Genomic DNA, 24,093 nt, shown 5'->3' with positions numbered 1-24,093 from the left:
TATAATCGAAATCTTCATGGATCCCGATCGGAATCCAATCATGATCGTAGATCGACAGGAGGAATAGATGTGAGTAACCTGCGGCAAGGTCTTGTGGGCGAATATCTGTTTAACGGCAATGCGGAAGATACGAGCGGCTTCGGTCGTCATGGGAAGGTAGAAGGCGCGACATTGACAGAAGATCGTTTTGGCGCAGCCAATAGCGCCTATGCGTTTTCCGGCCAGAATGATTTCATTGCGTTGGAACCATTTTCGATGCTTCACACGGCGTCCTCTTTCTCCTTGTCTATCTGGGCCAAATACGATCAGGAAGCGGCGCTCAAAGGCTGGAACAACGCTATCGTTTCGCAAGACGATCATGGCCGTGCACTCGATCAATCTCATCGTGTATTTCAATTAAGCACCAAAGGGGAATATGTCACCTGGCATCGAATGAGACAGTCGGCGGACGCGGTAGGGAAACACCCTTTACGACGGGGCGCATGGTATCATATTGTCGCGACTTATGACGGAGCGGAGCATAGGCTCTACGTGAATGGCGTGCTTCAGGATATACAAACCGGTTCATTCGTGCATAACTTCGAAGAGCCGATCTTTATAGGCAAAAAGAATTCCGACGAGAAGCGATTCTGTTTTCACGGGACATTGGACGATCTTCGGATTTACGCAAGATCATTAACGGACTACGAGGTTCTGGAGCTCTATGCCGAACAAGGATATATCGGAGATACCGATTGGATGCTCCCGGCGCCGCATCCCGTTCGCAAGACGACAGCCGCCAAGAAGTGGGTCAACAAACCGATTCGCGTAAGCAAGACGTTGGAATTCCGTAAAATCGAATGGAACGACTGTTACAATTCGTTTGCTCTTGCCCTATATGGCGTCCTGACGTATTCGAATCGACAGATTAGTTGGCTGCAAGCGTTGATTTATACGGGGCAAGGTTTCGTCATCAACACCGATCGGACTGTGCGGCCGATGGATGTACTCGGAGACGGAAGCCTGCTCCGAGAAGCGATGCTTAATTTGGGCTTCGACATGGAGATTCTGGCGGCGAACATTTACGGCGGAGATTGGGAGGAAGATACGGTCGAAAGAGCGTTATACATGGTGCGAGAGAGTATCCAGCGGGGATATCCTGTCGTGGGATGGAACCTGGATAACTATGAACATGGACTCATTTACGGCTACGACGATAAACGCAAAGTATTGTACATTCAAGATATTAATGCCAGGAACGGCGCTGAACTGTCTTATGATGATTTTGGCCGGCGTCCCCTCCAGGATAACCCCATCGATCCGGAAATGTTCATACTGGTGCTGCGGGAGAGGAACGAGACGCCGCCTGCGCAACTGAACGTGACTCGGTACACGGAGCAAGAAGACCTGAATTACCGAATGACGTTGAACAAAGCGCTCTCGCTTGCCGTGCGTCATGCAGAAGGGGACGGACTCACGGGAGATGACGGCCGAATGAACGGGATCGGCGCCATTGACGAGTGGATTGCGGCTTTCGAGTCCGAGTCGGCGCATCGTTTCTTCACAAGCTACAACCTCTTATGGCTTACGTCTACAAGGCAATACTTGATTCCATTCTTCGCGCAATCGGCAATTACGCATTGTATGGCGATTCAAGACCTTACGCTGCAGCATCTGATGCTCAAGGCTGCTGAGGTGTATCTGTCAAGCTATCGGGCATGGGTGCATTTGCGCGAGATGTTCCCTTTCCCTCATGGGGCAGATACGACCGATCCAAGATTGAAATTGGACGCGATCCGACTGCTCAAGGAGGCACGGCAGGCGGAGTCTGCCGGGCTATCGGTGTTACGCGACATCGTTGACCGGCTCTCTAATCGTGGCATGGAAGCTTCCTTGCAGATTAATGAAAGCACGTTTGGATGAGTTATGCTGCACCGTAACTTAGCGGCTGTGGACGGGGAAAGCGGCGATGGCAGGAATTTTAACGGACACGATATCGCTATAAACGGGAGCCGATCAAACGATCGGCTCCCGTTTATATAGGCACTGTTCCGCCCCATTGACAAATGAAGGAATGATTCATATAATTTAATTAAATGAATGGTTCATTCAATTTATGAGGAGGGTATTATATGAACGAACCTCAACAAGCGAGCAGTCACAATGTAACTGGAAAATACGCGATAATTACCGGGGCGACGAGCGGGATTGGATTGGCGGCCGCACAAGCTCTGGCTGCTAGAGGAGCGAACTTGGGTATCGTCGCGCGAAACGCGGCCAAAGCAAATGAAGTGGCGGATAGGATCCGGACTTCATTCGGCAATCGGATCACAGTGGACGTTTTCCTTGCTGACATGTCGTCCCAGCAGTCGATTCGACGAGCGGCGAACGAAATATTGGCAAAATGCCAGAGGATCGATATGCTAATCAATAATGCAGGTGCCATGTTCGTTAATCATAAGCTGACGGAAGATGGGCTCGAAATGACTCTGGCGGTCAACCACATCGCGCCTTTCTTGTTCACGAAGCTGCTGCTAAACCGACTGATGATGAGTGAACATGCCCGCGTGATTACGACGTCGTCTCACGGCCATAAGATGGCTATGAAAGGCATCGATTTCGATGACTTGAGCGGTAAGCGTTATTTTGGGTTTCTGGGGAAACTGAAAGGCGGTCCTAATTTTCGGTACGGCGAGACGAAGCTGGCGAACATTTTGTTTACCGCGGAACTGGCACAGCGATTGAAAGGCACGAATGTGACCGCGTATTGTTTTGATCCCGGACTCGTCGCTACGAATTTCAATCGGGACAACGGATTCATGGCCCGCATGACGACGGCCGTCATGATGAAATTTGCACGAACCCCTGAGCAAGGTGCGGAGACACTTCTCTGGCTTGCGGATACCGACGGCAAGAACCTGGAAAACGGTCGTTATTACGCCGATAAGCAGATTGGAAAGCTGTCGGCACAAGCAGGGAACTTGGAAGCAGCGAAAAAGCTCTGGGAAGTCAGTGAATTGCAAATACGCGCATCGGAGGCATAATCGTCGAGGCGACTCACACAATGGAAGAAGGATGACCATGCCAAGAATAGCGCTATCCGAACAAGCGCTCGATGAACGCAAAGATCAGATCAAAAGCGCCGCATTAAAAGTATTCGCAGAGAAAGGGCTTACCGGAACGAAGATGAGCATGATCGCCGAGGAAGCCGGCATCAGTCAAGGGTTATCGTATAAATATTTCGAATCCAAAGACGAAATCTTCGCGCTTCTTGTGGAAGAGGCAATCGAGGAAGCCCAGAAAGCGATCCGGAATATCGGTCAATTATCAGGTTCGCCTATTGATCAACTGAGGGCGTTCACGCTTCGAATGCTGGACGAGAACCACAAGCATTATTTCCTGCTCATTCAGCAAGCGCAAAAGTCAGAAGGCGTTCCGCACAAGGCAAAGGAAGCCATCAAGCGGTATTCCCCCGGGGATACAATCGATTTAATGATTCCGATCGTCGTCCGGGGACAAGAGGAAGGACAACTCGCGGAGGGGGATCCCTACAAGAGGTTGCTTCTGTTTCTCTCGGTCGTGACCGGTCTTATGCTTCAAGATACGAAGGCACTGGGAATCGACTTGGCACTGGAAGTCGACTATCTGTTGGGCATTTTGACGAAATAAGAGGAGGCCGTCATATGAGTAAAGCTTATTGGGGACTTAAGTCTTTAACATTTTGGCTTGTTGGTGTTGTTACGCTGTTAATGTTGTATTTGGGCGTAAGAGGGTTTGTCCAGCCAATAGGTGCAATACGAGACTACGGTTTACCACTTCATGACACCGCGGATAACAATCTTGTTTACATCAAAGCCAATCGCGACCTGTTTATCGGTATCTTCCTGCTAGCCCTGATGATACTTCGTATGAGAAAAGCATTGCTTGTTGCGATGTTTACTTCCATACTAATGCCCGCAATTGATGCCATATTGGTCATTTCGCATGCAGCAGATACAACGCCTTCTTGGATCCATATTGCTTCAGCTGTATATGGAGTTGTTATTGGTTGTATGTTGTATCGAGAAGAACAGCGAGCTAGTACTTGAAGAAACTCATGATCTTAAACTTTGATTCGCCGCTGACAATCGCATTTACGATTACCATCGGGCGCCCTTCGGCGCTCCTTTTTTTACTTGGTTTGATTTAGAGGTAATCAAAAATCCACATGAATCCTAGCGTAAAAGATGATATGACAAGAACAGCAAAATCATAGCCCCTTGAACGACAAAGATTATCATCAAGTCGTTGAGAAAAATCATGAAAATTCATTTTATAAAAACTGAAGGGGCATGATCATTGAATAAATATTGGAATGTAGCGATCAAAGTATTTACGCCCGCAACATTTCTCTACTGTTAGGCGTACTGGTTTATGAGATGGAAAAAAGATGTAAATAACTGAATAAGGAGTGTTTCATTGATGAAAAAAATTGTCCTGTCTTGTTCACTTTCTTTATTACTTGCTTTTTCGTTTGTTAGTATTGCAATGGCAGCAGCATCAACAGAATCCATAACACTTAATGTAAATGGTTTAAAGATCCCGAATGAGACCGTAATCATTAATCAAACAACGATGGTACCAATTAGAGATGTATCTCTTATCCCCATATTTAGTGTGAATTGGGAGAATAAATCAAAGAAGGTCTCCGTTACCAATAAGAAGACTAATGAGTCACTCTTGCTCACTATGAATAATAAAGTAGGTTATAAAGGAAAAACTAAAGTAACACTATCTGTGGCACCACAAAATATTAATGGTTCTATCTATGTTCCTTTAAGATTCATTGGTGAAAATCTAGATGCTTATGTCTACTGGGATTCAAAAACGAAAACAGCTGTTATTTACAATTCACCTGTTGGAGGAGCAGATGAAAGCCTTAATATTGTTAAGGGTAGAAATGCCGTATTGTTATTAACCCGAATTAATCTACAGGACCATTTTGTGACGAATTCTGAAAGCCATATTACTGAGTATTTTTTTCCTTTAAATAAAACACAGCAATTTTTTATCGTCGATGGGGATATTGCTAAATATTATGAAGTGAGAAATCATGCTGCTTGGGAAGTTTGGGAGGGAGTGACTTCTGATGGGGTAAAGGGAGATAAAGACGTCATTCCTAATATTGTACATGCAGTAAGTAAAGAATGGGGACAAAGGCCATCTTTCAATGGCGAATTTGCTTATTTCATAGATCAATGGATGGCCAACATTGTAAACTTCGGTACTATTGATGAGACAGGAACAAGAAATGAGTCCGGGAGCTTTACCAGAACAGATAATTCTAAACCGTTTATTGTCGCAATTGAAGGAGAAAACAGAACAAATTGAAGTTTATTCAAAGCCGCATAAATTGCGGTTTTTTCTTTTATGTTCTCAAGCGTTATTGTCACCATGAAATGACAAGAGCTATTCGTTTGAAGCAATTCCCCAAAGGTTCGGGGGCATTTATGGTATTTATTACCACTTTCTGGAGAACAATATTACAACTGATGCCAACAGGTCTGGAGGTAGGGATTGAATTTGAGAATTCTAGCTGTTATCTGTTCGATTTTAATGCCCGGTTTCGGGCAGCTCTTTAATCGACAATACGCTAAAGCGCTGATTCTGCTTTTACTCGAATTAGGATTGAATAGCACCATTCATCTGAATCATGCGATTAGAATGGACCTTATCGGACACGATGAAATGATATTTCGTTCGACAAACTTAGAAATAGCTCATTTCTATCCAGGTTTTTATGTTATGAATACATGGGATGCCTTTTCATCCGCAAAGGTTGGCCAGCCCGATCCCCGCTCAGTTATTTTCTTCATAGCTGCCGGCTTCATAGGTACCTTAAGTGTTGTTTTTTCAGCATCAATACCTAATCCCGTGGTTACGTCTGGTCTTGTCATGATTGGAGCAATCTTATTAGGTTCTATTATTTTCAACAGATCAAGTTTGGTAACCTCTTGATGAAAATACCTGCGCCGTCGTCGATGGCGTATCAAGTGTGGTGAGCCTCAGCTAGGATTCCTCACGGAGATCATGGAGTATCCCGTCAAAAGTTAATCGATGCACTATATCTGTCTTTATACGTAGGCTGCCCCTGACGGCGGCCTTTTTTAGTCCCAATGCAAAATTAAGGCGACTGGAAGAACTTCAATACAGAGCCGTATTAGGACAAGAACTTCTATGCATGGCCGACGGCAAGTTAAACAAGCGAGTCAATAGACTAAAGGGGCAGGAGAGTAGCGCCTGCATCGAGGACTGCCGTTTCCGACAATTGCGTCATCTAAGCCTTCGGTAACGAAGCGTATGAAGTCAAACGTAATGATTCATATGCCATGGTTTTCAAATCTGTCGGGAGACCATGGCCGTTGACGATCGACCCTGCTACAACAGCGGTTATAGTAGTGGACATACCTTGGGTATAACTCAATTTTCCTTCTCCAAAGATCTAGCTCTGACTTTGGGAGCCTTTTTAACGTTAATTACGGGGATTGACTCAATCTTTGATTTTAACAAGGAGAAAGCGAGGGATTTTCAATTCTTTAACGATCTAGTCTTATTATATACAGTTAACTTATTTTCTTGTGGAAGATCACACACGTGAAGAGGTTGATACAAAACTAGATGAGGTTTTTAGTAAGTATGAAGAGCTAACACACGCTCTGGGTGAGGAAATAAAGAAGAGCAACTACCAAGAACAACATCAAAAATCTACAAACGCTTCATTGTAACGAGCGCTCGATGTGTCGGAGGACATGTCGAGCGATAGCAAACGCCATCAGGCTGCAGTCGCAAACGGCAGCCATTTCAGTCAACCTTACATAATGGCGTTATTAATTGCTGCCGACAGATTTTTCGGTATTCCGACTAACGACTTCTGCTAGTATGTGAGATGAGAAATATCGAATGAAAATATACGGAGGCGGATCGCATGAATGAAAAAGAAAAATACTTATTTGACTTACAAGGTTTTCTAGTCATTCCAAATGTCTTGACTGCGGAGCAGCTAACTAAACTGAACAAGGCGATTGACGAGAATGCTGACATTGCGCCAGAAGAACGCAAAAGCTTCATGTTTTGGGCTGAACAAACGTTCCGCGATCTGATTGACGATCCCAAAACAGAGCCGTATCTTACTGAAATTCTGGGTGAGGAATATCGTCTGGATCATGAATATTCGATTATTCATCAGAAAGGATCGCCTCCGCTTGGACTTCACGGGGGAGGCGTTCCGTATGACCCGGGCCAATATTATACGTTCCAAAACGGGAAAATGTACAGCGGACTTACGGTCGTCTCCTATGCCCTTACGGATATTGGCCCGGAGGACGGAGGTTTTTGTTGTATCCCCGGCAGTCATAAATCGAATTACAGAACACCAACGGACTATAAGAACTATTCGGAAATCGGGCCTGTTGTCCATATTCCGCAACGGGCTGGAGACGTGCTCATTTTCTCGGAAGCGTTAACGCACGGTACGTTTGCCTGGCAAGCAGCGCATGAACGGAGATCCTTGCTCTATAAATATTCACCGGCGATGATTTCATGGGCACCGTTCAACAGGTCTCAAGAACTTCTGGACATGCTTACGGACAGGCAGAAAGTGATCGTTCAGACGCCGGCCTCATTAGGGTACAGATATTTTGGACAAAGCAAAAAGAAGTAATAGGAACAGAACGGGGCCGGCCCCAGCCGGCCCTTTTGGCGCATACAGCCGGTTCGCGCCGTTTCGTTTGATACGGCTAACCTTACGGTAAATACACATGGTTGGTGAGCGTGGCATATACATAAGAAAACTTCGAAGGGGTGACAGCCATGAGATATACGGTTCAATATATCCCCCTTAGCAAGATCAAACCCGGATTTACGATTCAATTATCGAATCGAATCAAGGAACTCAAACGGACCGCGCAGGATTGCATGCAACTCATGATTGTCCGCAAGAGCAGGAAAGACGGCGGTTACGTCCTGGTGAGCGGCAGCAGCCATTATGACTTCCTGAAGAAGCATACGAGAAAAACAGCAGCACCTTGCCTTGTAGATGAATCCAAAGCGTCAGCCAAACTGAATTCGTTCATTCACCGCATACGGAAGCGGGATTTACCCTACGAGGTGCCGCACATCAAGCGGGAAAAGACCCCGGCAAGCAGTTGGACCATCATCCGGCAGTTCTTGAAGCAGGAGCCTCGGTTCAACAGCCTGTCTCGCCGGGAGCAATTGCAAGTGCTTCGGCTGGGAATTCAATATAAGAGAACAACCGTGTCAGCCATGAAAGCCATGGTTCACAAGCAAGTAAACAATAAGAAGCAATAAGAAGCAATAAGAAGAAGATGCGGAACCCGCTTGACAAATTGAAATTCCACTGTATAGTATTGGATAATTAGGAAATGAAAAATGAAAACGATGAATGAACAAAATATGCTGCATTTCGTTCAGAGAGGGATGTATTGGTGCGAAATCCCACGAAACTTAGTATATTGCCGGTTCAGGAGTGCGGTTAATACCCGCCGGTTTGACTCGTTATCGTCAACAAGAGCTGATTGTTTCGCTATACGCGAGGACAATAACTTGGGTGGTACCGCGATAATAATCGTCCCAATATTTGGGGCGATTTTTTTGTTGCAAAAAATCGGGATGAAGCGGGGTAATAGGGATGAAATTGTATACATCCGATGAAATTAGAACGAAGTTTATTCGGTTTTTTCAAACTAAGGGTCATGCCGTCATTTCAAGTGCTTCCGTGATCCCCGATAACGATCCGACAGTTTTGTTTACGACAGCCGGCATGCACCCCCTGATACCGTATTTGCTTGGAGAGAAGCATCCTTCCGGAACGAGGCTGACTAATATTCAGAAATGCATACGTACGGTTGACATCGACGAAGTCGGCGATGATACCCATTGCACCTTTTTTGAAATGATGGGCAACTGGTCACTGGGCGATTATTTTAACCAAGAATCGATTGCGTGGAGCTGGGAGTTCGTCACAGCCCCCGAATGGCTCGCGATTCCCAAGCACAAAATTGCGGTTACCGTGTTCGAAGGGGATGCTGATTCTCCTCGCGATCAGGAGTCGTATGACATTTGGCGTGAATTAGGTCAAGATGAGCAAGAAATTTTCTTCCTGCCCAAAACCGAAAATTGGTGGGGCCCGGCAGGTCAAACAGGTCCTTGCGGTCCTGATACAGAAATCTTCATCATTTCGGATAAAGAACGTTGTGGTCCTTCCTGTTCACCAGCCTGCGGTTGTGGGCGTTATATCGAATTCTGGAACAATGTCTTCATGCAATACAACAAAAGGGCAGATGGCCGGTTTGAGCCGCTTGATCAAAGAAACATCGATACGGGAATGGGCTTAGAGAGAATATTAATCGCATTGAATGGCGGAACGGTCTACGATAGTGATCTATTTACTTCGATATTCGCTCAAATTGCAGCATTGTCGGAGGCGACCTATGCAGATCAGCCCAAAGCGTATCGAATCGTTGCGGATCACACCCGGACGGCTGTATTTATCCTTGGCGATACGTATGGCGTTACCCCGTCTAATGTCGACCAAGGATACGTACTGCGCAGATTGATCCGCCGGGCTCTTCGATTCGCAATGGAATTGGGTATTCAGGAAGGCCATTTGGCAAATGTCGCTAACGCAGTCATCGAGAAATACGAGCTCATCTATCCGGAGTTGCACAGGAACCGCGATAAGATTATTAGGGAGTTCCAAGCGGAAGAAGCGCGTTTTCAGAAAACACTCTCGCAGGGACTTCGTGAGTTCGAGAAGCTTACGATTTCGTTGGAGAATAAGCAACTTGACGGCAGAGCGGCATTCAAACTTTACGATACGTACGGGTTCCCCATCGAACTGACGATGGAACTGGCCAAAGAGCGTTCTATCGTCATCGATCTGGAAGGATTTCATGAACATTTTCAGCAGCATAGAGAATTATCCCAAGCCGGAGCAGCCCAGAAGTTTAAAGGCGGCTTAGCGGATCATTCTACGCATACCGCTAATTTGCATACGGCAACTCATCTTCTACATGCTGCATTACGAAGCGTGCTCGGCGAAGAGGTAGCGCAAAAGGGCAGCAATATAACGGCTGAAAGGCTGCGTTTTGATTTTTCTTTCCATCGCAAAATGACGGTAGAGGAAATCGCGGCAACCGAGAGGCTTGTCAACGAAGCGATTGCCGAAGGCGTAGAAATTATCTCCGAAGAGATGACACTGGAAGAAGCGCAGAACACAGGGGCAATTGGGTTATTCGAGAGTAAGTATGGTCAAAAGGTAAAGGTATATTCGATGGGGAAATTCTCTAAAGAGATCTGCGGCGGTCCTCATGCTGCGAATACGGCTGACCTCGGTGCTTTTAAAATCGTTAAGGAAGAGAGCTCGTCGTCCAGCGTTAGGAGGATAAAAGGGGTACTTGAACGAGAGATAGGATCGTAAAAAAGGTGTTGACCTGGAGTCGGCTCCAGCCAATAGAATAAAAATATGAAGAAGCAGGGAGGAGTGGTGGTCACATGTATTCGATAGGCCAAGCGGCGGAGTTGGCGGGTTTCAGTATCGATACGCTTAGGTATTACGAGAAAATCGGCTTGACCAAGCCGCCAATGAGAAATCCAGGGGGCCTGAGGTTGTATAGCGAGGACGATGTGCGGCTGCTGTCTTCTCTGCACTGCCTCAAAAAGACGGGGTTGACGCTAGCAGAAATGAAGGCGTTTCTGCAGGAAGGACGATGCTTCGCGAATCCTGCTTTCCCACTGAGCGACGAAGACAGGGAGGCCATCGCAGGCAGAACACAAATTCTTTCGGAACATCTGGCCAGAATGGAGGAGCAGTACCTAGCGTTATCGGACATAATCGGACAGACGAGAGAAAAGTTGGATTTCTACGATAAGCTTTTGGAAAAGGAGGCAACGATGAAATGAAGATCGCTTCGATTGGTTCAGGAAATATGGGCGGAACACTGGGGAAAAGATGGGCAACTCTTGGGCATCGCGTGATGTTCGGCTCACGGAACCCGCATAGCGAGAAGATAACGCTATTGCTGCAGGATGCGGGCGCTAACGCGCAGGCCGGGACGATCAAGGAAGCGGTGGCGTTCGGCGAGATAATCCTGCTAGCCGTGCTGCCCGATGATGTGGAGCACGTGTTGACCGAGGCGGGGGATCTGGATGGGAAGATCCTCATCAATTGCACTAACCGGTACGACGATAAGTCCGCTGATGCGGAGGTCCGGCGCCTGGCTCAGAATGGGCGCGTCGTCCGCGCCTTCCACACGCTGCCGTGGGAAGTGCTTGCAAACCCACGGTACGAAGCGGGCATCGCGACGGCTTTCTTGAGCGGGGATGATCCCGAAGCTGTAGCGGCTGTTGCCAAGTTGACAACCCAGATGGGGCTGGATCCGGTAGATGTCGGCGGTCCTGACGGAATGGCGAAGGTGGAGACGGCGATCGGGACGATCTGGAGCATACTCGCTCCCAAGTTCGGGCGGGAATACAGCCTTAGCGTGCTCAGACGTTAAGGGCATGAAGCTAATTCCTTAAGATAAACGACGTTATTATACGCAGTATCTAGATCACGCTTCATTCTAGGCTTGCTATGCTAAACGGGAGACGATAAACGATCCAGAAGAAGCTGCCGGCGCGAATCGGCAGCTTCTTTACGTTAACGGGAAGCATTCCTATTACGAAGAAATACGAGGTCTATTCCTTTCGACACGAACGCCATTATGACCATATAGCGGGAATCCGGGATCTTCGAGCTAGGCCAACATAAGAAAAAACGCATTGAATTCGCACGAAACTATATGTTATGTTAGTTGACATCATAGGGGAGGAGATGGGCACCATGGAACGAAACGAATCGGCGATCGGAACCGAGACAATGGTCGTCAGTCCGCATGCGCTTGCTTCGGCGGCGGGCGCTCGCATCTTGGAGCGGGGCGGCAACGCGTTCGACGCGGCGGTGGCCGTCAGCGCCTGTTTGGCCGTTGTTTATCCGCACATGACGGGGCTTGGCGGGGATTCCTTCTGGCTGACCTACGAGGCGGGGGAAAGCCTGGTTCGCGGTTATAACGGGAGCGGGCGGGCGGGTGCCGCCGCGATGTTGGAGACGTTCGCGGACTGTGCGGCGATTCCGACCCGCGGCGTTCGCAGCGCGGTTACGGTGCCGGGGATGGCCGACGCCTGGGCGGCGGTGCATGGCGCGTACGGACGTCTCGGCTTCGCCGAGGTGCTGGAGCCGGCGATCAAATACGCGGAAGGCGGCTTCCCGCTGTCCGCCGACCAATACGCGAACTCTCGGGCGCATGCGGACATGCTCGCGGCGGCGCCGGAGACAGCCGCGATTTATTTGTCTCGCGGAGAAGCGCCGGCAGCGGGTTCGCGTTTCAAGCAGCGGCAGCTGGCCCGCACCTTGCGGGAGTTGGCGGCGCGCGGGCAAGATGCGTTCTACCGCGGCAGCATAGCGGTCGAGATCGCCGGCTTCCTGCGGGACAGGGGCGGACTGCTGACGACCGAGGACTTCGCGAACCATAGCGGCGATTGGATCAATCCGCTTGTCGGTACATATCGTGGTACGGAAATCGTGCAGATGCCGCCGAATTCGCAGGGGTTCGTCGGCCTGATGGCGCTTAATATTCTGGAGAACTTCGATCTCCGCGGTCTTGGACACGGTACAAGCGGCTATTACCATTTGCTCGTCGAAGCGCTCAAGCTGAGCTTCCGCGACCGGAACGAGGTGCTGACCGATCCGGCGTTCCACGATATTCCGCTGGAGCGTCTGCTGTCGAAGGACTACGCTGCCGCGCTGGCCGCAACGATCCAAGCGGAACGCGCATTCGAAGTCAATGCCGAGCCGATGGGCAGCGATACGGCGTTCGCGGCGGTCGTCGACAAGGACGGGAACGCCGTATCGTTCATTCAGAGCCTCTATTTCGAGTTCGGCTCGGGCGTCGTCGCCGGCGATACGGGCATTCTGCTGCAGAACCGCGGTTCGTTCTTCTCGCTCGATCCGGCGCACATCAACTGTTTGCACCCGGGCAAGCGGACGTTCCATACGCTCATGCCAGCGATGGCGCTTCGGGACGGCAAGCCGTTTCTGCTATACGGCACGCAGGGCGGAGAGGGCCAGCCGCAGACGCAGACGGCGCTCGTTACGCGCATGCTCGATTATGGCATGGACCCGCAGCGCGCGGTAAGCGAGCCGCGCTGGGTATGGGGAAGGACATGGGGCGAGCCGACGCGCGAGCTGAAGCTGGAATCGCGCATCGATTCCGCAGTCGCGGCCGCTCTTGCCGCATCCGGCCATTTGGTTCGCATCGTCGGCGCGTTCGACGGCATCATGGGCCATGCCCACGCGATCAAGATCGATGACGACGGTTTTCGGCAGGGCGGCGCCGACCCTCGCAGCGACGGGGCCGCGATCGGCTGGTAGGAAGCGGGAATTTATCAACGACAGAACGGGCCTGCAGGATATTTCCTGCAGGCCCGTTTGGCATGCCGTTGTCCTTCTTTCGGACGGAGAGGATGGAGATATGAGTGCGGGATTAAGGCTTCAGCGTATGCTTGAACAGCATGACGAGCTTCAGCTTCAACAGATCGGAGAATGATTTGAAATCGACCTGCAGCAGCTCGCCGATCTTGTCGAGCCGGTAAGCGGCCGTATTGCGGTGGATGTATAGCTGCTTGGCCGTCTCGTTCACCTGTCCGTTGTTCGCGATGTACAGCTCCAGCGTCCGCAGCAGATCCTGCGCGGAGTCCGGCGCTTTGTCAATAATCGGGGACAGCGTCATATCGAGGAACCGGCGCATTTTCTCGGGCGGAACGGACTCGAACAGGTAGGCCATCTCCACGTTCTCGAATTCGATGACGAAATCGGCAATCGACAGGCGCTCGGCCGTTTCCCGGGCGTCGTAGCATTCGCGGTAGGCCTGCTCAAGCTGCTCGGGCTTATGCTTCGTATGGCTGATCGTGATGCGCAGGCCGCTGCCGGGCTCGGCCGCGATGTCCGCGAACACCTTGGCCAGCAGATGGGCCGGGTTGCCGGCGCCGGGCAGGATGGTCAAAATCGCGTCGTCAACGTGAAAATGCAGACTCGAGTAATCTTTCAACAGCGGATGATACTGCAGCTCCTGGCGGATCGTGCGGAACAACCGGTCCCGCTTCGGCTCGCTGATCGCCGAGATGGTGAACAGCGCGCACAGATAAGGGGCGCCTCCGAACGGAATGCCGTGGCGGGCGGCGCATTCGAGTAACGTGTCGATGGAAATGCGGCGCTTTAAATAACTTTTGAGCAGCGAGGCGAATTCATTCTGCGTCGACTGCTCCATGTAGCTCCGTTCGATCGCGTTCATATGATGCGAGATGATTTCGGCAGCCTGGTGGTAGAGGCCCTCTTCCTCCTTGAGCGGCGTCCCCTTCGGGATTTGAAAAACGGCGCTGCGGATCGCGTCCTGGCCGGTCTCCGCGCTCTTCAGCGGAATGCAAAGCAGGTTCCAGTTCTCCGTACGGATCCAATGCATGGATGGTTTCTGCGGATGCTTGCCGAGCAATTCCAGCTCTGCGGGCGGCAAGCTGCTGTACAGAATTTGCCCGCGCAGGCCGACGACGGCGAGCGGTACGCCGAGAATGGAACCGATTCGCTTGAACAGCTCGCCGACGCCGTCAGGCGCCAGCGCGAACCGGATCAGCTCTTTCTGCTTGTCGAGCACGCCGTGCAGCATGCGCGTGCTGCGCTGGAGCTCGGAGTTGAACAGCCCTTTCATTTGGTCGGAGAAGGTAAACGGGAACGGCAACTCGATGAGCGGGAAGCCGAGCCGGTCCGCCTCGGCGACCATATCGTCGGGCACGCTCGACCAGAACCGTCCGAGCTTGATGCCGATGCCGGCGGCGCTCTTCTGCGCCAGCTTGCGGATCAGCGTCACGCCCGCCGCCGGATCATCCTTCATCAAGTAAGCGGTCGTGAACAGGATATCGCCCTCGCGCACCCAATCGGAAATATCCGGAGCATCCATAACGTTGACGGATTTGACGATCCGGCCGATGCCTTTGCGGCCTGCGGTCAGCTTCCCTTCGGATAACGGGTAAATTTTAAGCGCGTCTTCCACCGTTAAATACATGGTTATTCATCCCCTTTTCGTCCCAAACAAGGTGTGTGTTGCAAGTGACAACGCATTGGAGGCGAACCAATGAAAATCCTCATGTAATAATATATTACATTGATTATGGCATAACTAGTCGTTTTTCACAATAACACTTCAATTTCATTGTGCGCGAATACAAATGGTGCAGTGATTGCTTGTCGAAACAAAATATTGTGTTATAAAATCTAACACATAAATTAGTGAAGTCATTCGCGCGATCAACGGGAGGGATGAATATGGAATTCGCAAACGTCTCGATTCTCCGCAAAGTACCTTGCTTGCTGCGGGACGGCATCACGCTGTACGCCGATATTTACAGGCCGCCGGGCGGGGGAGACTGCCCGGTACTGCTATTGCGCCAGCCTTATGGACGCGCGATCGCGTCGACCGTGAGCCACGCGCATCCGGTCTGGTACGCTTCGCGAGGCTATATGGTCGTCGTTCAGGACGTCCGTGGAAGGGGAGATTCCGAAGGCGAGTTTACGCCGTTCGTACACGAAGCGGAGGATGGGTACGACGCCGTCGAATGGGCGGCTTCGCTGCCAGGCTCGAACGGCAAGGTCGGCATGTACGGCTTCTCTTACCAGGGTGCGGCTCAGTGGGCGGCGGCTTCGCTGCATCCGCCTCATCTGGTGACGATCGTACCAAGCATGACGGCGGCGGATCTGTATCACGGTTGGCTGTATCCGTACGGCAGCTTCGATGCGCAGAACAGCCTGCCATGGGCGTATCAGTTGGCGCGCGACGGAGCTCGGCGAGCGGGCGACGCGGAGGCGGAGAAGCTATGTACGCAGGTCATGCAGGACCCGGCCTCGAGCGTTCGCCGATTGCCGCTGAACGACGGCCATCCGCTGCTTGAGACCTATATGCCCGCATATTTCGATTGGGCGGGCCATCCGGAGTACGACGAATATTGGGCAAGGTTGAACTGGCTGGAGGCGTTCCGAAGCAAGCCGATTCCGGCGCTTCATATCGGAGGGTGGTACGACTTTCTGCTGCAGGGCACGATTCAATCGTTCGCGGAGCTTCAGCGGGATGGCGGCCGGTCTCCGGAGCTGTTCCATCGGCTCGAAATAGGGCCATGGACGCATATTCCGTGGGGGCGCAAGGCGGGCGGGCTCGACCACGGCCCGGAAGCGGACGGCGGCATGCACTTGAAGCAGGCACGCTGGTTCGATTATTGGTTGAAGGGCGAGCGGGACAACGGCGTGTACGAGGAAGCGCCGGTCCGGTACTTCGAGCCGTTCGGCAAACGGTGGGAAGAAGCGGACGCCTGGCCGGACGCCGCCTCCGTCCCGGCTGGTGCGTCGGGACGGATATTCCTGTCAGGTTCGGAGCTGCCGGCGAACGGCGCGCTTGGCGGCGGCAGGCTGAAGGACCGCGAGGAGGAGATCGACGGGGAGGCGGCGCCGGATGTGTTCGTCTACGACGCGCGGCTGCCGATGCCGCTTGCCACGGTGCTTCCCGCCGACCGCAGCCAGCTGCAGGACCGCTATGAAATTCTGGTCTATACCGGCGAGCCTCTGCGGAAGGAGCTGCACGTGTTCGGCTCGCCGATGGTGCATGCCGTTTGCCAGACGCTGGACGGGCCGACAGACCTCGTCGCCGTGCTGACGCTGCTCCATCCGGGGGGCGAGGCGACGTTTCTGTCGGTCGGCAGGACGGAAATCGGCGGAGCCGGTACTGTGCGCGAGAACGGCTGGGAGACGGCGGTTATCGCGCTTCGTCCGCTCGCCGTTCGCTGTCCGGCCGGCTCATCGATCCGGCTGGAGTTGACGGGCAGCGCGTTTCCGCTGCTGCTGCGGCATCCGAACGGGATGCCCGTCGGCGCCGCGGCCGGCGCCGGGCCGGGCGAGTTGAACATCGCGACGGTAGCGGTCGCGTGCGGGAACGGCGTCAAGTCGCGCATCGAACTGCCGCTGGCCGCCCGATCAGAGTGATGCGCCAGCAGGACATTACGGTCGCCCCCGGCTGCGACTCAGGGGACGGCTTCGATTCGATATTAAGCGAGGAGGGCGCCGTATGAAATCCGTATTGAAAATCGTGAACGCCGCGCTGCCGCTGCGGGATGAATCCGCCCTGTTCACGCTGTCCGCCGAAGATGGCATCTGGACGGCGGTCGAGCGGCAGGCGGGTGCGGTTGAACCGTCGCCCGCAACGATGACGATCGACGGCTGGAACGGCGCAATGCCGGCAGAGGGGGGCGCGCTGCTGCTGGATGCCGGTGCTCTTGCGACGCTGCCTGCCTTCATCGATGCCCATATGCATCTGGACAAAGCGTTCTCGCTGCCTAAAGTCGGCAATGTTACGGGGACGCTCGAGGAGGCCGTGCGCAATTATTCGGCCCTCGTGCCGGGTTTTACGAAAGACGAGCTGAAGGCGAGAATGATGCGCGCGGCGCTCCAGGCGATCTCGTTCGGCAGCACGACGCTGCGGACGCATCTCGATTTTCACGTCAGGCACGGCAAGGAGGTTGCGCTGCGGACGATCGAGGCCGCCTTGGAGGTGAGAGAGGCTCTGGCGCCTTATGCGACGATTCAATTATTCCCGATGCTGCCGTATTACGACTTGACCGAGGAGGCGCTGGACACGGCGGCCGAAGCGCTGCGCATGGGCGTGACGGGACTGGGCGGCGCGCCGCATCTGTCGCCGGAGCCGAAGCCGGATATCGACCGGGTGTTCGAGCTGGCGGAGAAGCATGACTGTCCGATCGACCTGCATGCGGACGAAAGCGATAATCCGAACATTCGGACGGCCGCTTACATTGCGCGAAAGACGCTCGATTACGGCTGGTCCGGCAGGGTGACGGCCGGCCATCTGTGCTCGCTGGCGGCAATGGCGGACGAAGACGCGCGTCCGATCATCTCCCTTCTCGCGGAGGCGGGCGTCGGCGCGGTAACCTTGCCGGGCGCGAACCTCTATTTGCAGGGGCGGCACGACCGCTTCCCGGTCCGGCGCGGCGTCACGCGGGTCAAGGAGCTGCTTGCGGCTGGCGTGCCTGTGGCGGCCGCCTCGGACAATATCCATGATCCGTTTCATCCGTTCGGCCGAGGGGACCTGCTGTTGATCGGCCTCGTAACCGCGTATGCCGCCCATATGGGAAGTCCGGCGGACATCCGCGAAGCGCTGCGGATGATTACCGATTATCCGGCCGCCGTCGTCGGCGTCCGCAGCGGCATTGAACCGGGGCTCGCCGCCGATTTCGTCGTGCTGGACGCGGCGACGCCGGAGGAGCTGCTGACGATGCTGCCGGAGCGGCGCTGGGTGTGGCGCAGGGGGCGATGTCTCCGGGCGGCCGCGCCGCGCGCGGAATGGAACGGCGGCGCGCTGCAGTCCTATTGGGAAGACGCGTGCGAGCGAGTTTCGTTCCGACAAGGGAGGGACTGACGAATGAGCCGGGTACTGGTTGTCTATTACAGCGCTTACGGGCATGTGTACGATATGGCGATGGCGGCGGCCGACGGTGCGGCGCTGTTCGGAAGCGAGGTGCGGCTGCGCCGCATTCCGGAGATGGAGGCCGAGTCGAACCGGACGCCTTATCAGGACAAATTCAAGAAGCGCGAGAGCGAATCGAAGCTGGGCAATCATTTCCAGACGGTCGGGCGTTTCGAGAAATACGAGCGACAGCTTGAGCTGCAGAAGGACGTGCCGTTAGCGTCGAACGATGATCTGCGCTGGGCAGACGGCATCGTGTGGGGATTCCCGACCTACTACGGTTTCATGCCGTCTCAGGTGAAGCTGTTTCTCGAATTCGCCTCGGACCTGTGCGCGGACGGCAGTCTGGAGGGAAAGCCGGCCGGCCTCATCACGAGCTCCGGCTCCATTCATACCGGACAGGAGGCGGCGATTCTGACCTCGATGGTGCCGTTGTTCCATTTCGGCATGATCATGGTCGGGCTTCCTTATTCCGAAAATCCGGAATACTTGACGGCCGACGGCATCGGCTGCTCGCCTTACGGCGCGTCGACGGTGGCGGGGCCGGACAGCTCGCGGACGCCCGACGAGCGCGAATTGGTCATGGCGGGCCGGCTCGGGCGCCGGGTGGCCGCCGTCGCTTCGGCGCTGGCGGCGAGCGGATTTCTGAATAAATAGCGCAGCGGGGAGACGGAAGCCCGCCTGTATGCCGGTAGTCGGCAACGGGCGGGCTTTTGGCATACAGCGGACTCGGGCCTGCGTCTTATGGCGTCTGAGAGGGAGATCGCACTCGCTCAAGCACTCGCTCAAGCTTTCACTCGCACACCTCATTCACTCATTTACTTATTCACACACACGCAGACCATTCACCTTCGGCTTTGCCGGTTCGCAGCTTAGGAGGATCGCAATGCTGGAGGTCCGAACGGACGGGATTCGCCTGTGGACATGAAGGCAAGAGAAGATGCCGCGAAGAAGGAGAGACACGTTACTAGTGAAATAATTGTGTTACGTATATGTTATATATAGGAGCGATTTGTTCAGTTCCATCGTAATCCATACCAAATGATTTACCCTTTCATTGTGTTCGGCGCCCATATTTCGACCGAATTCATTGATGACCGTGAATATGCGTCATATAATCTAACATATAGAACGTGAGGAGGGATCGCGAATGAGCTCGACTTTAACGGCAAGAACGGACCTGCGCGCGATAAGCGGACGCGAGACGGGCTCGGATTATCTGGTCAGCATGGAAGATATCGGCAAAGTTTACCCGAACGGGACGGTGGCCGTACAGAATGTCAATTTGCATGCCGGCGAAGGCGAGTTCCTCAGTTTCGTCGGTCCGTCCGGATGCGGCAAATCGACCATTTTCAATATGATCGCCGGCTTGACTGCCCATACTTCGGGCCAACTGTCCGTGCTCGGAACGTCGCCGAAGGAAGCGCGCAAGCAGAACGAAATCGCGTTCGTCTTCCAAGAGCATACGTTGCTGCCGTGGGAGAAGCTGATCGACAACGTCACGCTGCCGCTTACGCTGCGCGGTGTTTCGAAGAAGGAGCGGATCCGGGAAGGGGAGCGCGTGCTGGAGCTCGTCGGCTTGAAGGATCATATGAAAGTGCTGCCGCGCCAACTGTCGGGCGGCATGAAGATGCGGGTGTCGATCGCCCGGGCGCTCATCTCGCGGCCGAAGCTGCTGCTGATGGATGAACCTTTCGGCGCGCTGGACGAAATCACCCGCCAGTCGCTGCAGGACGAATTGCTGAACATCTGGCAGCAGGAGCGGAAAATGACGGTTCTCTTCATTACCCATAACGTTTTCGAGGCGGTTTTCCTCTCGACGCGAGTCGTCGTCATGACGCCGCGGCCGGGCAAAATATCCGAGATTATCGATATTCCCATTCCTTATCCGCGTTCGGAAGATTATCGGTCGATGCCGGAATTCGGCAGCAACGTGCACAAAGTATCGGAAGCCATCAAGCATTAAGCGAGGCGCGATTCGCGCACCGAAAGGAGAAAGAGCATGGAAAAGTTGGTTGTAAGTGCAAATGTCGCGCCGGATACGGTCGGCAGCGTCTCGTCGCCCTCGTCATCCGCGGCGCCCGCCGTTCCCGCAAAGCCGTATAAGGCTCCGCGATCCGAGTCGAGACTGAGGAAGCTCGCCGGACGGGTTCTCCCTCCGCTGATCGTCTTCGTCCTGGTCGTCGCCTTCTGGGAGATCGCCATTCGGGCAAGCGGGGTGAAGCCGTACCTGTTCCCGAAGCCTTCGGACATCGTGCGAGCGGTGGGAGAGAACTGGCATAACCTGCTGATCTCCGTTCGGACGACGGTGGCCGAATCGGTGCTCGGCTTCGTGCTCAGCGTCGTTCTCGGCGTCGCTATCGCGATCGGGCTCGCATTGTCGAAGACGGTGGAGCGCAGCGTCTATCCGTACGCGATCATTTTGCAGACGATCCCCATCGTCGCGGTCGCGCCGATCATCGTCATCTGGTGCGGAGCCGGCATGAACGCGATCGTCGTCATCGCCTTCCTGATCGCGTTCTTCCCGATTCTGTCGAACACGCTGATCGGTCTCAACTCGACCGAAGCGAACATGAAGAACCTGTTTTACCTGTATAACGCAACGAAATGGCAGACGATCTGGAAGCTTCGCCTTCCGGCGGCGCTGCCGTACATTATGGCCGGCATGAAAATCTCCTGTTCGCTGTCGGTCGTCGGCGCGATCGTCGGCGAATACGTGGCGGGCATCGGCGGCCTGCAGGGCGGGCTCGGCTACGCGATCACGGTCGCGTCGACGCGGCTCCAGACGGCTTATCTGTTCGCCTGCGGCTTGACCGCCGCCGTCATGGGCATCGTGTTCTTCCTGCTGATCAACGCCCTGTCGAACCGACTGCTTCGTTCCTGGCACGATTCGGCGATCAACAATTAATCCAAAAAAACAAAGAGGTGCTGAACATGAAACGAAACCGATCGCTGATGAATGTCGGCATCGCCGCCATGCTGCTGCTGGCTGCCGGCTGCTCGGCGGCCCGAAACGAGCCGGCTTCCTCCGGGGCCGCCGATAACGCCGCGCAATCAGGCAATCAAGACGCGGACGCCGCAAATGAAAGCGGAACGAAGGAACTGCAGAAGGCGCATCTGGTCGAAGGCTGGTACGCCAAAGGCGAGGACGGCGGATATTTCGCGGCGCTCCAGCAGAACTACTACAAGGACGCCGGCATCGATATGACGATTCAGCCCGGCGGACCGCAAGTGTCCGGCTTGCAGCTCGTCGCTTCCGGACAGGCGGATTTCGGCATCTCCTACGCCGACGATATTTTGCGGGCGCGCGAGCAGGGCATTCCGGTCGTCGGCCTGCTGGCCGGCTTCCAATACACGCCTCAGGTTCTCATTTACCACGCGGACGACAAGCTCGGGGGCTTCGAGGAATTGAAGGGCCGAACCGTCTTCATCCAGCCCGGTGTCCTGTACTGGGAATTCATCAAGCATAAATACAAGTTGACGGACGTCAACGAATTGAACTATAACGGCCAGTTGGTCAATTTTCTGAAAACGAAGGGTTCGCTCAACCAAGGCTACATCACGAACGAACCGTACGCGCTCGGCGAGCAGGGCGTCAAGGTGAACGTGCTGAAGATCGCCGATTCCGGCTACGCCAACTACTGCGACGTGCTGTTCACGACCGAAGACTATCTCAAGAAGCATCCGGACATCGTGAAAGCGGTCGTGCAGGCGAGCCAAGCGGGATGGGCGTATTACCTCGATAATTACAAGTCGGTCAATCCGTTCATTCAGACGTACAACAAGGACATGGCGGTCGAGGCGATGGACTACGAAGCGGAACAGGAGAAGCCGTTCATTCTGAACGACGAGACGCAAGCACACGGCATCGGCTATATGAAGGCCGACCGCTGGAGCCTGGTCCAGGACCAGTTGATGGAAATCGGCGCCCTGAAGGCGAAGCAGGACGTGTCCAAAGCGTTCGATGCCTCGTATTTGAAAGACGCCGGCTAAGGTTGGACAAGGGCGGAGCGGTTCTGACCCGTGTCGGGGCTCGATTACGCAGACCACGAAAGCAGAGTACGAATGTAGAACGCGATCGCAGAACGTGAACGCAGATTGCGATCACAGGCTTCGATGGCAGAAACCGGACGCAGAACGTGAACGCAGAGGGCCGAACGGTCGTTTGACCTGGCGTGACTTATCGTGACCTGCGGCCGGAACCGCAGGTCACGCGATAACGGCGGCGCTCCGCCGAACTTGTTCCGAAGGGAGAAGACAGCATGAAGCACCTTGGCCATCCTCGCAACTATTGGCGCGTGTCGCCGGATAGCGCCGATCTTTGCCGCGGCGCGCATCCGCCGCGGCCGGTATCCTTCGGTGCCGAGCCTCAGCGGCTGACGATCGATCTCGCCCGCAGCGCGATCGTGGTCGTCGACATGCAGAACGATTTCTGCTCGCCGGACGGCTGGCTGGCGTCGATCGGCGTTGATACGTCGCCGCTTCTCGAGCCTGTCGCGCCGCTTCGGCGGCTGCTTCCGGCGCTTCGCCAGGCAGGCCTGCCGGTCGTCTGGCTCAATTGGGGCAATCGCGAGGATCGGATGAATCTGAATCCGTCCGTGCTGCATGTGTACGATCCGGACGGCGCCGGAACGGGCATCGGCAGCCCGCTGCCTGGCAGCGGATCGCGCGTGCTTGAGAAAGGCAGCTGGGGCGCTGCGCTCGTCGAAGGTCTGGAAGCCGAACCGGGGGACGTCCTTGTCGACAAATACCGGATGAGCGGTTTCTGGGACACGCCGCTCGACAGCATATTACGCAATCTCGGAGCGCAGACGCTGCTGTTCGCCGGCGTCAATCTCGACCAGTGCGTCATGCATACGCTGCAGGACGCCGTCTGCCTCGGCTACGACGCGGTACTGCTCGCGGATTGCTGCGCGACCAGCTCGCCCGCTTATTGCACGGAAGCGGCCTTATACAACATAAAACAATGCTACGGCTTCGTCGCCGGCTCGGAAGCTTTGCTGGACGAGATGGCGGCGACTGCCGGAAAGGGTGAAGAACAATGAAGATGCCGGGTCTGGTGCTGGGTCATTTCGAGCAATGTCAGGTTAAGAAAATAGCTGCCAACGATACGAACAAATTCGTGCTGCTGTGCGACGGGACGCAAGTGCCGTTCGTGTCGGTGGTGGAGATTTTCGATGAAGGCGGACAAACGCCTCCGAACGAACACGCGGAAGCGTTCGAATATTTCTATGTGCTGGAGGGGGAGGGGACGGCCATCGTCGGTGAAGCGGAGACGGACATTCGCAAAGGTTCGTTCTTCGTCGTCCCTCCGGGCAATAACCATCAGGTTCGCAATACGGGCGCAGGCCGGCTGTACGTGCTGACGACGATGGTCCCCGACGAGAAGTTCTCGGACTTGATCAAATCCGGACCGGACGCGAGTCTGGACGAGGAGGATCTTCGCGTGCTGAGCGGCGTCCGTTCGGCTGGAGCCGGAGCGATCGCATAGAGAGGAGGACGT

Annotated in this window: 21 protein-coding genes; 20 read left to right on the top strand and 1 reads right to left on the bottom strand. The window is 54.1% G+C overall.

Annotated elements, in window-relative coordinates; all coding sequences use genetic code 11:
- Positions 1-69 precede the first annotated feature (69 nt).
- The 12 genes from GZH47_RS00690 to ggt all read left to right on the top strand — a co-directional run bounded on the left by GZH47_RS00690 (position 70) and on the right by ggt (position 13,447).
- Complete coding sequence (locus GZH47_RS00690; RefSeq protein ID WP_162638065.1) at positions 70-1,902, top strand: LamG-like jellyroll fold domain-containing protein; 1,833 nt, start codon at positions 70-72, stop codon at positions 1,900-1,902.
- Between the two features lie 209 nt (positions 1,903-2,111).
- The gene (locus GZH47_RS00685; RefSeq protein ID WP_162638064.1) at positions 2,112-3,023 is read left to right on the top strand and encodes an SDR family NAD(P)-dependent oxidoreductase; all 912 of its coding nucleotides are present in this window, start codon (positions 2,112-2,114) and stop codon (positions 3,021-3,023) included.
- 37 nt (positions 3,024-3,060) lie between these two features.
- Positions 3,061-3,648 (top strand): TetR/AcrR family transcriptional regulator, encoded by a 588-nt coding sequence (locus tag GZH47_RS00680; RefSeq protein WP_162638063.1) that lies wholly within the window; start codon positions 3,061-3,063, stop codon positions 3,646-3,648.
- Positions 3,649-3,662: 14 nt separating this feature from the next.
- Positions 3,663-4,067 (top strand): DUF4267 domain-containing protein, encoded by a 405-nt coding sequence (locus tag GZH47_RS00675; protein WP_162638062.1) that lies wholly within the window; start codon positions 3,663-3,665, stop codon positions 4,065-4,067.
- Positions 4,068-4,440: 373 nt separating this feature from the next.
- Positions 4,441-5,349: a copper amine oxidase N-terminal domain-containing protein gene (locus tag GZH47_RS00670; RefSeq protein WP_162638061.1), complete on the top strand. Its 909-nt coding sequence runs from the start codon at positions 4,441-4,443 to the stop codon at positions 5,347-5,349.
- Positions 5,350-5,535: 186 nt separating this feature from the next.
- Positions 5,536-5,976 (top strand): hypothetical protein, encoded by a 441-nt coding sequence (locus GZH47_RS00665; RefSeq protein ID WP_162638060.1) that lies wholly within the window; start codon positions 5,536-5,538, stop codon positions 5,974-5,976.
- Positions 5,977-6,943: 967 nt separating this feature from the next.
- On the top strand, positions 6,944-7,678 hold the full coding sequence (locus GZH47_RS00660) for a phytanoyl-CoA dioxygenase family protein (protein WP_162638059.1): 735 nt from the start codon (positions 6,944-6,946) through the stop codon (positions 7,676-7,678).
- Positions 7,679-7,827: 149 nt separating this feature from the next.
- Positions 7,828-8,325, top strand: coding sequence for a hypothetical protein (locus tag GZH47_RS00655; RefSeq protein ID WP_162638058.1), 498 nt, complete (start codon positions 7,828-7,830; stop codon positions 8,323-8,325).
- Between the two features lie 340 nt (positions 8,326-8,665).
- Complete coding sequence (locus tag GZH47_RS00650) at positions 8,666-10,456, top strand: alanine--tRNA ligase (protein ID WP_162638057.1); 1,791 nt, start codon at positions 8,666-8,668, stop codon at positions 10,454-10,456.
- Positions 10,457-10,530: 74 nt separating this feature from the next.
- On the top strand, positions 10,531-10,938 hold the full coding sequence (locus GZH47_RS00645) for a MerR family transcriptional regulator (RefSeq protein WP_162638056.1): 408 nt from the start codon (positions 10,531-10,533) through the stop codon (positions 10,936-10,938).
- Positions 10,935-11,534, top strand: a complete 600-nt coding sequence (locus GZH47_RS00640) for an NADPH-dependent F420 reductase (protein ID WP_162638055.1) — start codon at positions 10,935-10,937, stop codon at positions 11,532-11,534. The genes GZH47_RS00645 and GZH47_RS00640 overlap by 4 nt, the downstream gene beginning before the upstream one ends.
- Before the next feature lie 326 nt (positions 11,535-11,860).
- Positions 11,861-13,447 carry a gamma-glutamyltransferase gene (gene ggt, locus GZH47_RS00635; RefSeq protein WP_162638054.1) on the top strand — a complete coding sequence of 529 codons (1,587 nt, stop codon included), beginning with the start codon at positions 11,861-11,863 and terminating at the stop codon, positions 13,445-13,447.
- 112 nt (positions 13,448-13,559) lie between these two features.
- Here the strand turns inward: ggt and GZH47_RS00630 are convergent, their stop codons facing one another.
- On the bottom strand, positions 13,560-15,131 hold the full coding sequence (locus GZH47_RS00630) for a PucR family transcriptional regulator (RefSeq protein WP_162638053.1): 1,572 nt from the start codon (positions 15,129-15,131) through the stop codon (positions 13,560-13,562).
- Positions 15,132-15,391: 260 nt separating this feature from the next.
- Between GZH47_RS00630 and GZH47_RS00625 the strand changes: the two genes are divergently transcribed.
- The 8 genes from GZH47_RS00625 (at position 15,392) to GZH47_RS00590 (ending at position 24,081) form a co-directional block, all read left to right on the top strand.
- Positions 15,392-17,095, top strand: a complete 1,704-nt coding sequence (locus GZH47_RS00625) for a CocE/NonD family hydrolase (RefSeq protein WP_162638052.1) — start codon at positions 15,392-15,394, stop codon at positions 17,093-17,095.
- A gap of 82 nt (positions 17,096-17,177) precedes the next feature.
- Positions 17,178-18,542, top strand: a complete 1,365-nt coding sequence (locus GZH47_RS00620) for an amidohydrolase family protein (protein ID WP_162638051.1) — start codon at positions 17,178-17,180, stop codon at positions 18,540-18,542.
- A 3-nt stretch (positions 18,543-18,545) separates the two neighbouring features.
- Positions 18,546-19,247 carry an NAD(P)H-dependent oxidoreductase gene (locus GZH47_RS00615; RefSeq protein WP_162638050.1) on the top strand — a complete coding sequence of 234 codons (702 nt, stop codon included), beginning with the start codon at positions 18,546-18,548 and terminating at the stop codon, positions 19,245-19,247.
- A 493-nt stretch (positions 19,248-19,740) separates the two neighbouring features.
- Positions 19,741-20,556 (top strand): ABC transporter ATP-binding protein, encoded by an 816-nt coding sequence (locus GZH47_RS00610; RefSeq protein WP_162638049.1) that lies wholly within the window; start codon positions 19,741-19,743, stop codon positions 20,554-20,556.
- A gap of 36 nt (positions 20,557-20,592) precedes the next feature.
- Entirely contained in the window at positions 20,593-21,498 is a 906-nt protein-coding gene (locus GZH47_RS00605; RefSeq protein ID WP_162638048.1) for an ABC transporter permease, read from the top strand.
- 26 nt (positions 21,499-21,524) lie between these two features.
- On the top strand, positions 21,525-22,583 hold the full coding sequence (locus tag GZH47_RS00600; protein ID WP_162638047.1) for an ABC transporter substrate-binding protein: 1,059 nt from the start codon (positions 21,525-21,527) through the stop codon (positions 22,581-22,583).
- Between the two features lie 269 nt (positions 22,584-22,852).
- Positions 22,853-23,635: a cysteine hydrolase family protein gene (locus tag GZH47_RS00595; RefSeq protein WP_162638046.1), complete on the top strand. Its 783-nt coding sequence runs from the start codon at positions 22,853-22,855 to the stop codon at positions 23,633-23,635.
- On the top strand, positions 23,632-24,081 hold the full coding sequence (locus tag GZH47_RS00590) for a cupin domain-containing protein (RefSeq protein WP_162638045.1): 450 nt from the start codon (positions 23,632-23,634) through the stop codon (positions 24,079-24,081). The genes GZH47_RS00595 and GZH47_RS00590 overlap by 4 nt, the downstream gene beginning before the upstream one ends.
- Positions 24,082-24,093 lie beyond the last annotated feature (12 nt).

The sequence above is a fragment of the Paenibacillus rhizovicinus genome (assembly GCF_010365285.1).
Classification (GTDB): domain Bacteria; phylum Bacillota; class Bacilli; order Paenibacillales; family Paenibacillaceae; genus Paenibacillus_Z; species Paenibacillus_Z rhizovicinus.
This window is presented reverse-complemented; position numbering and strand designations above follow the sequence as displayed.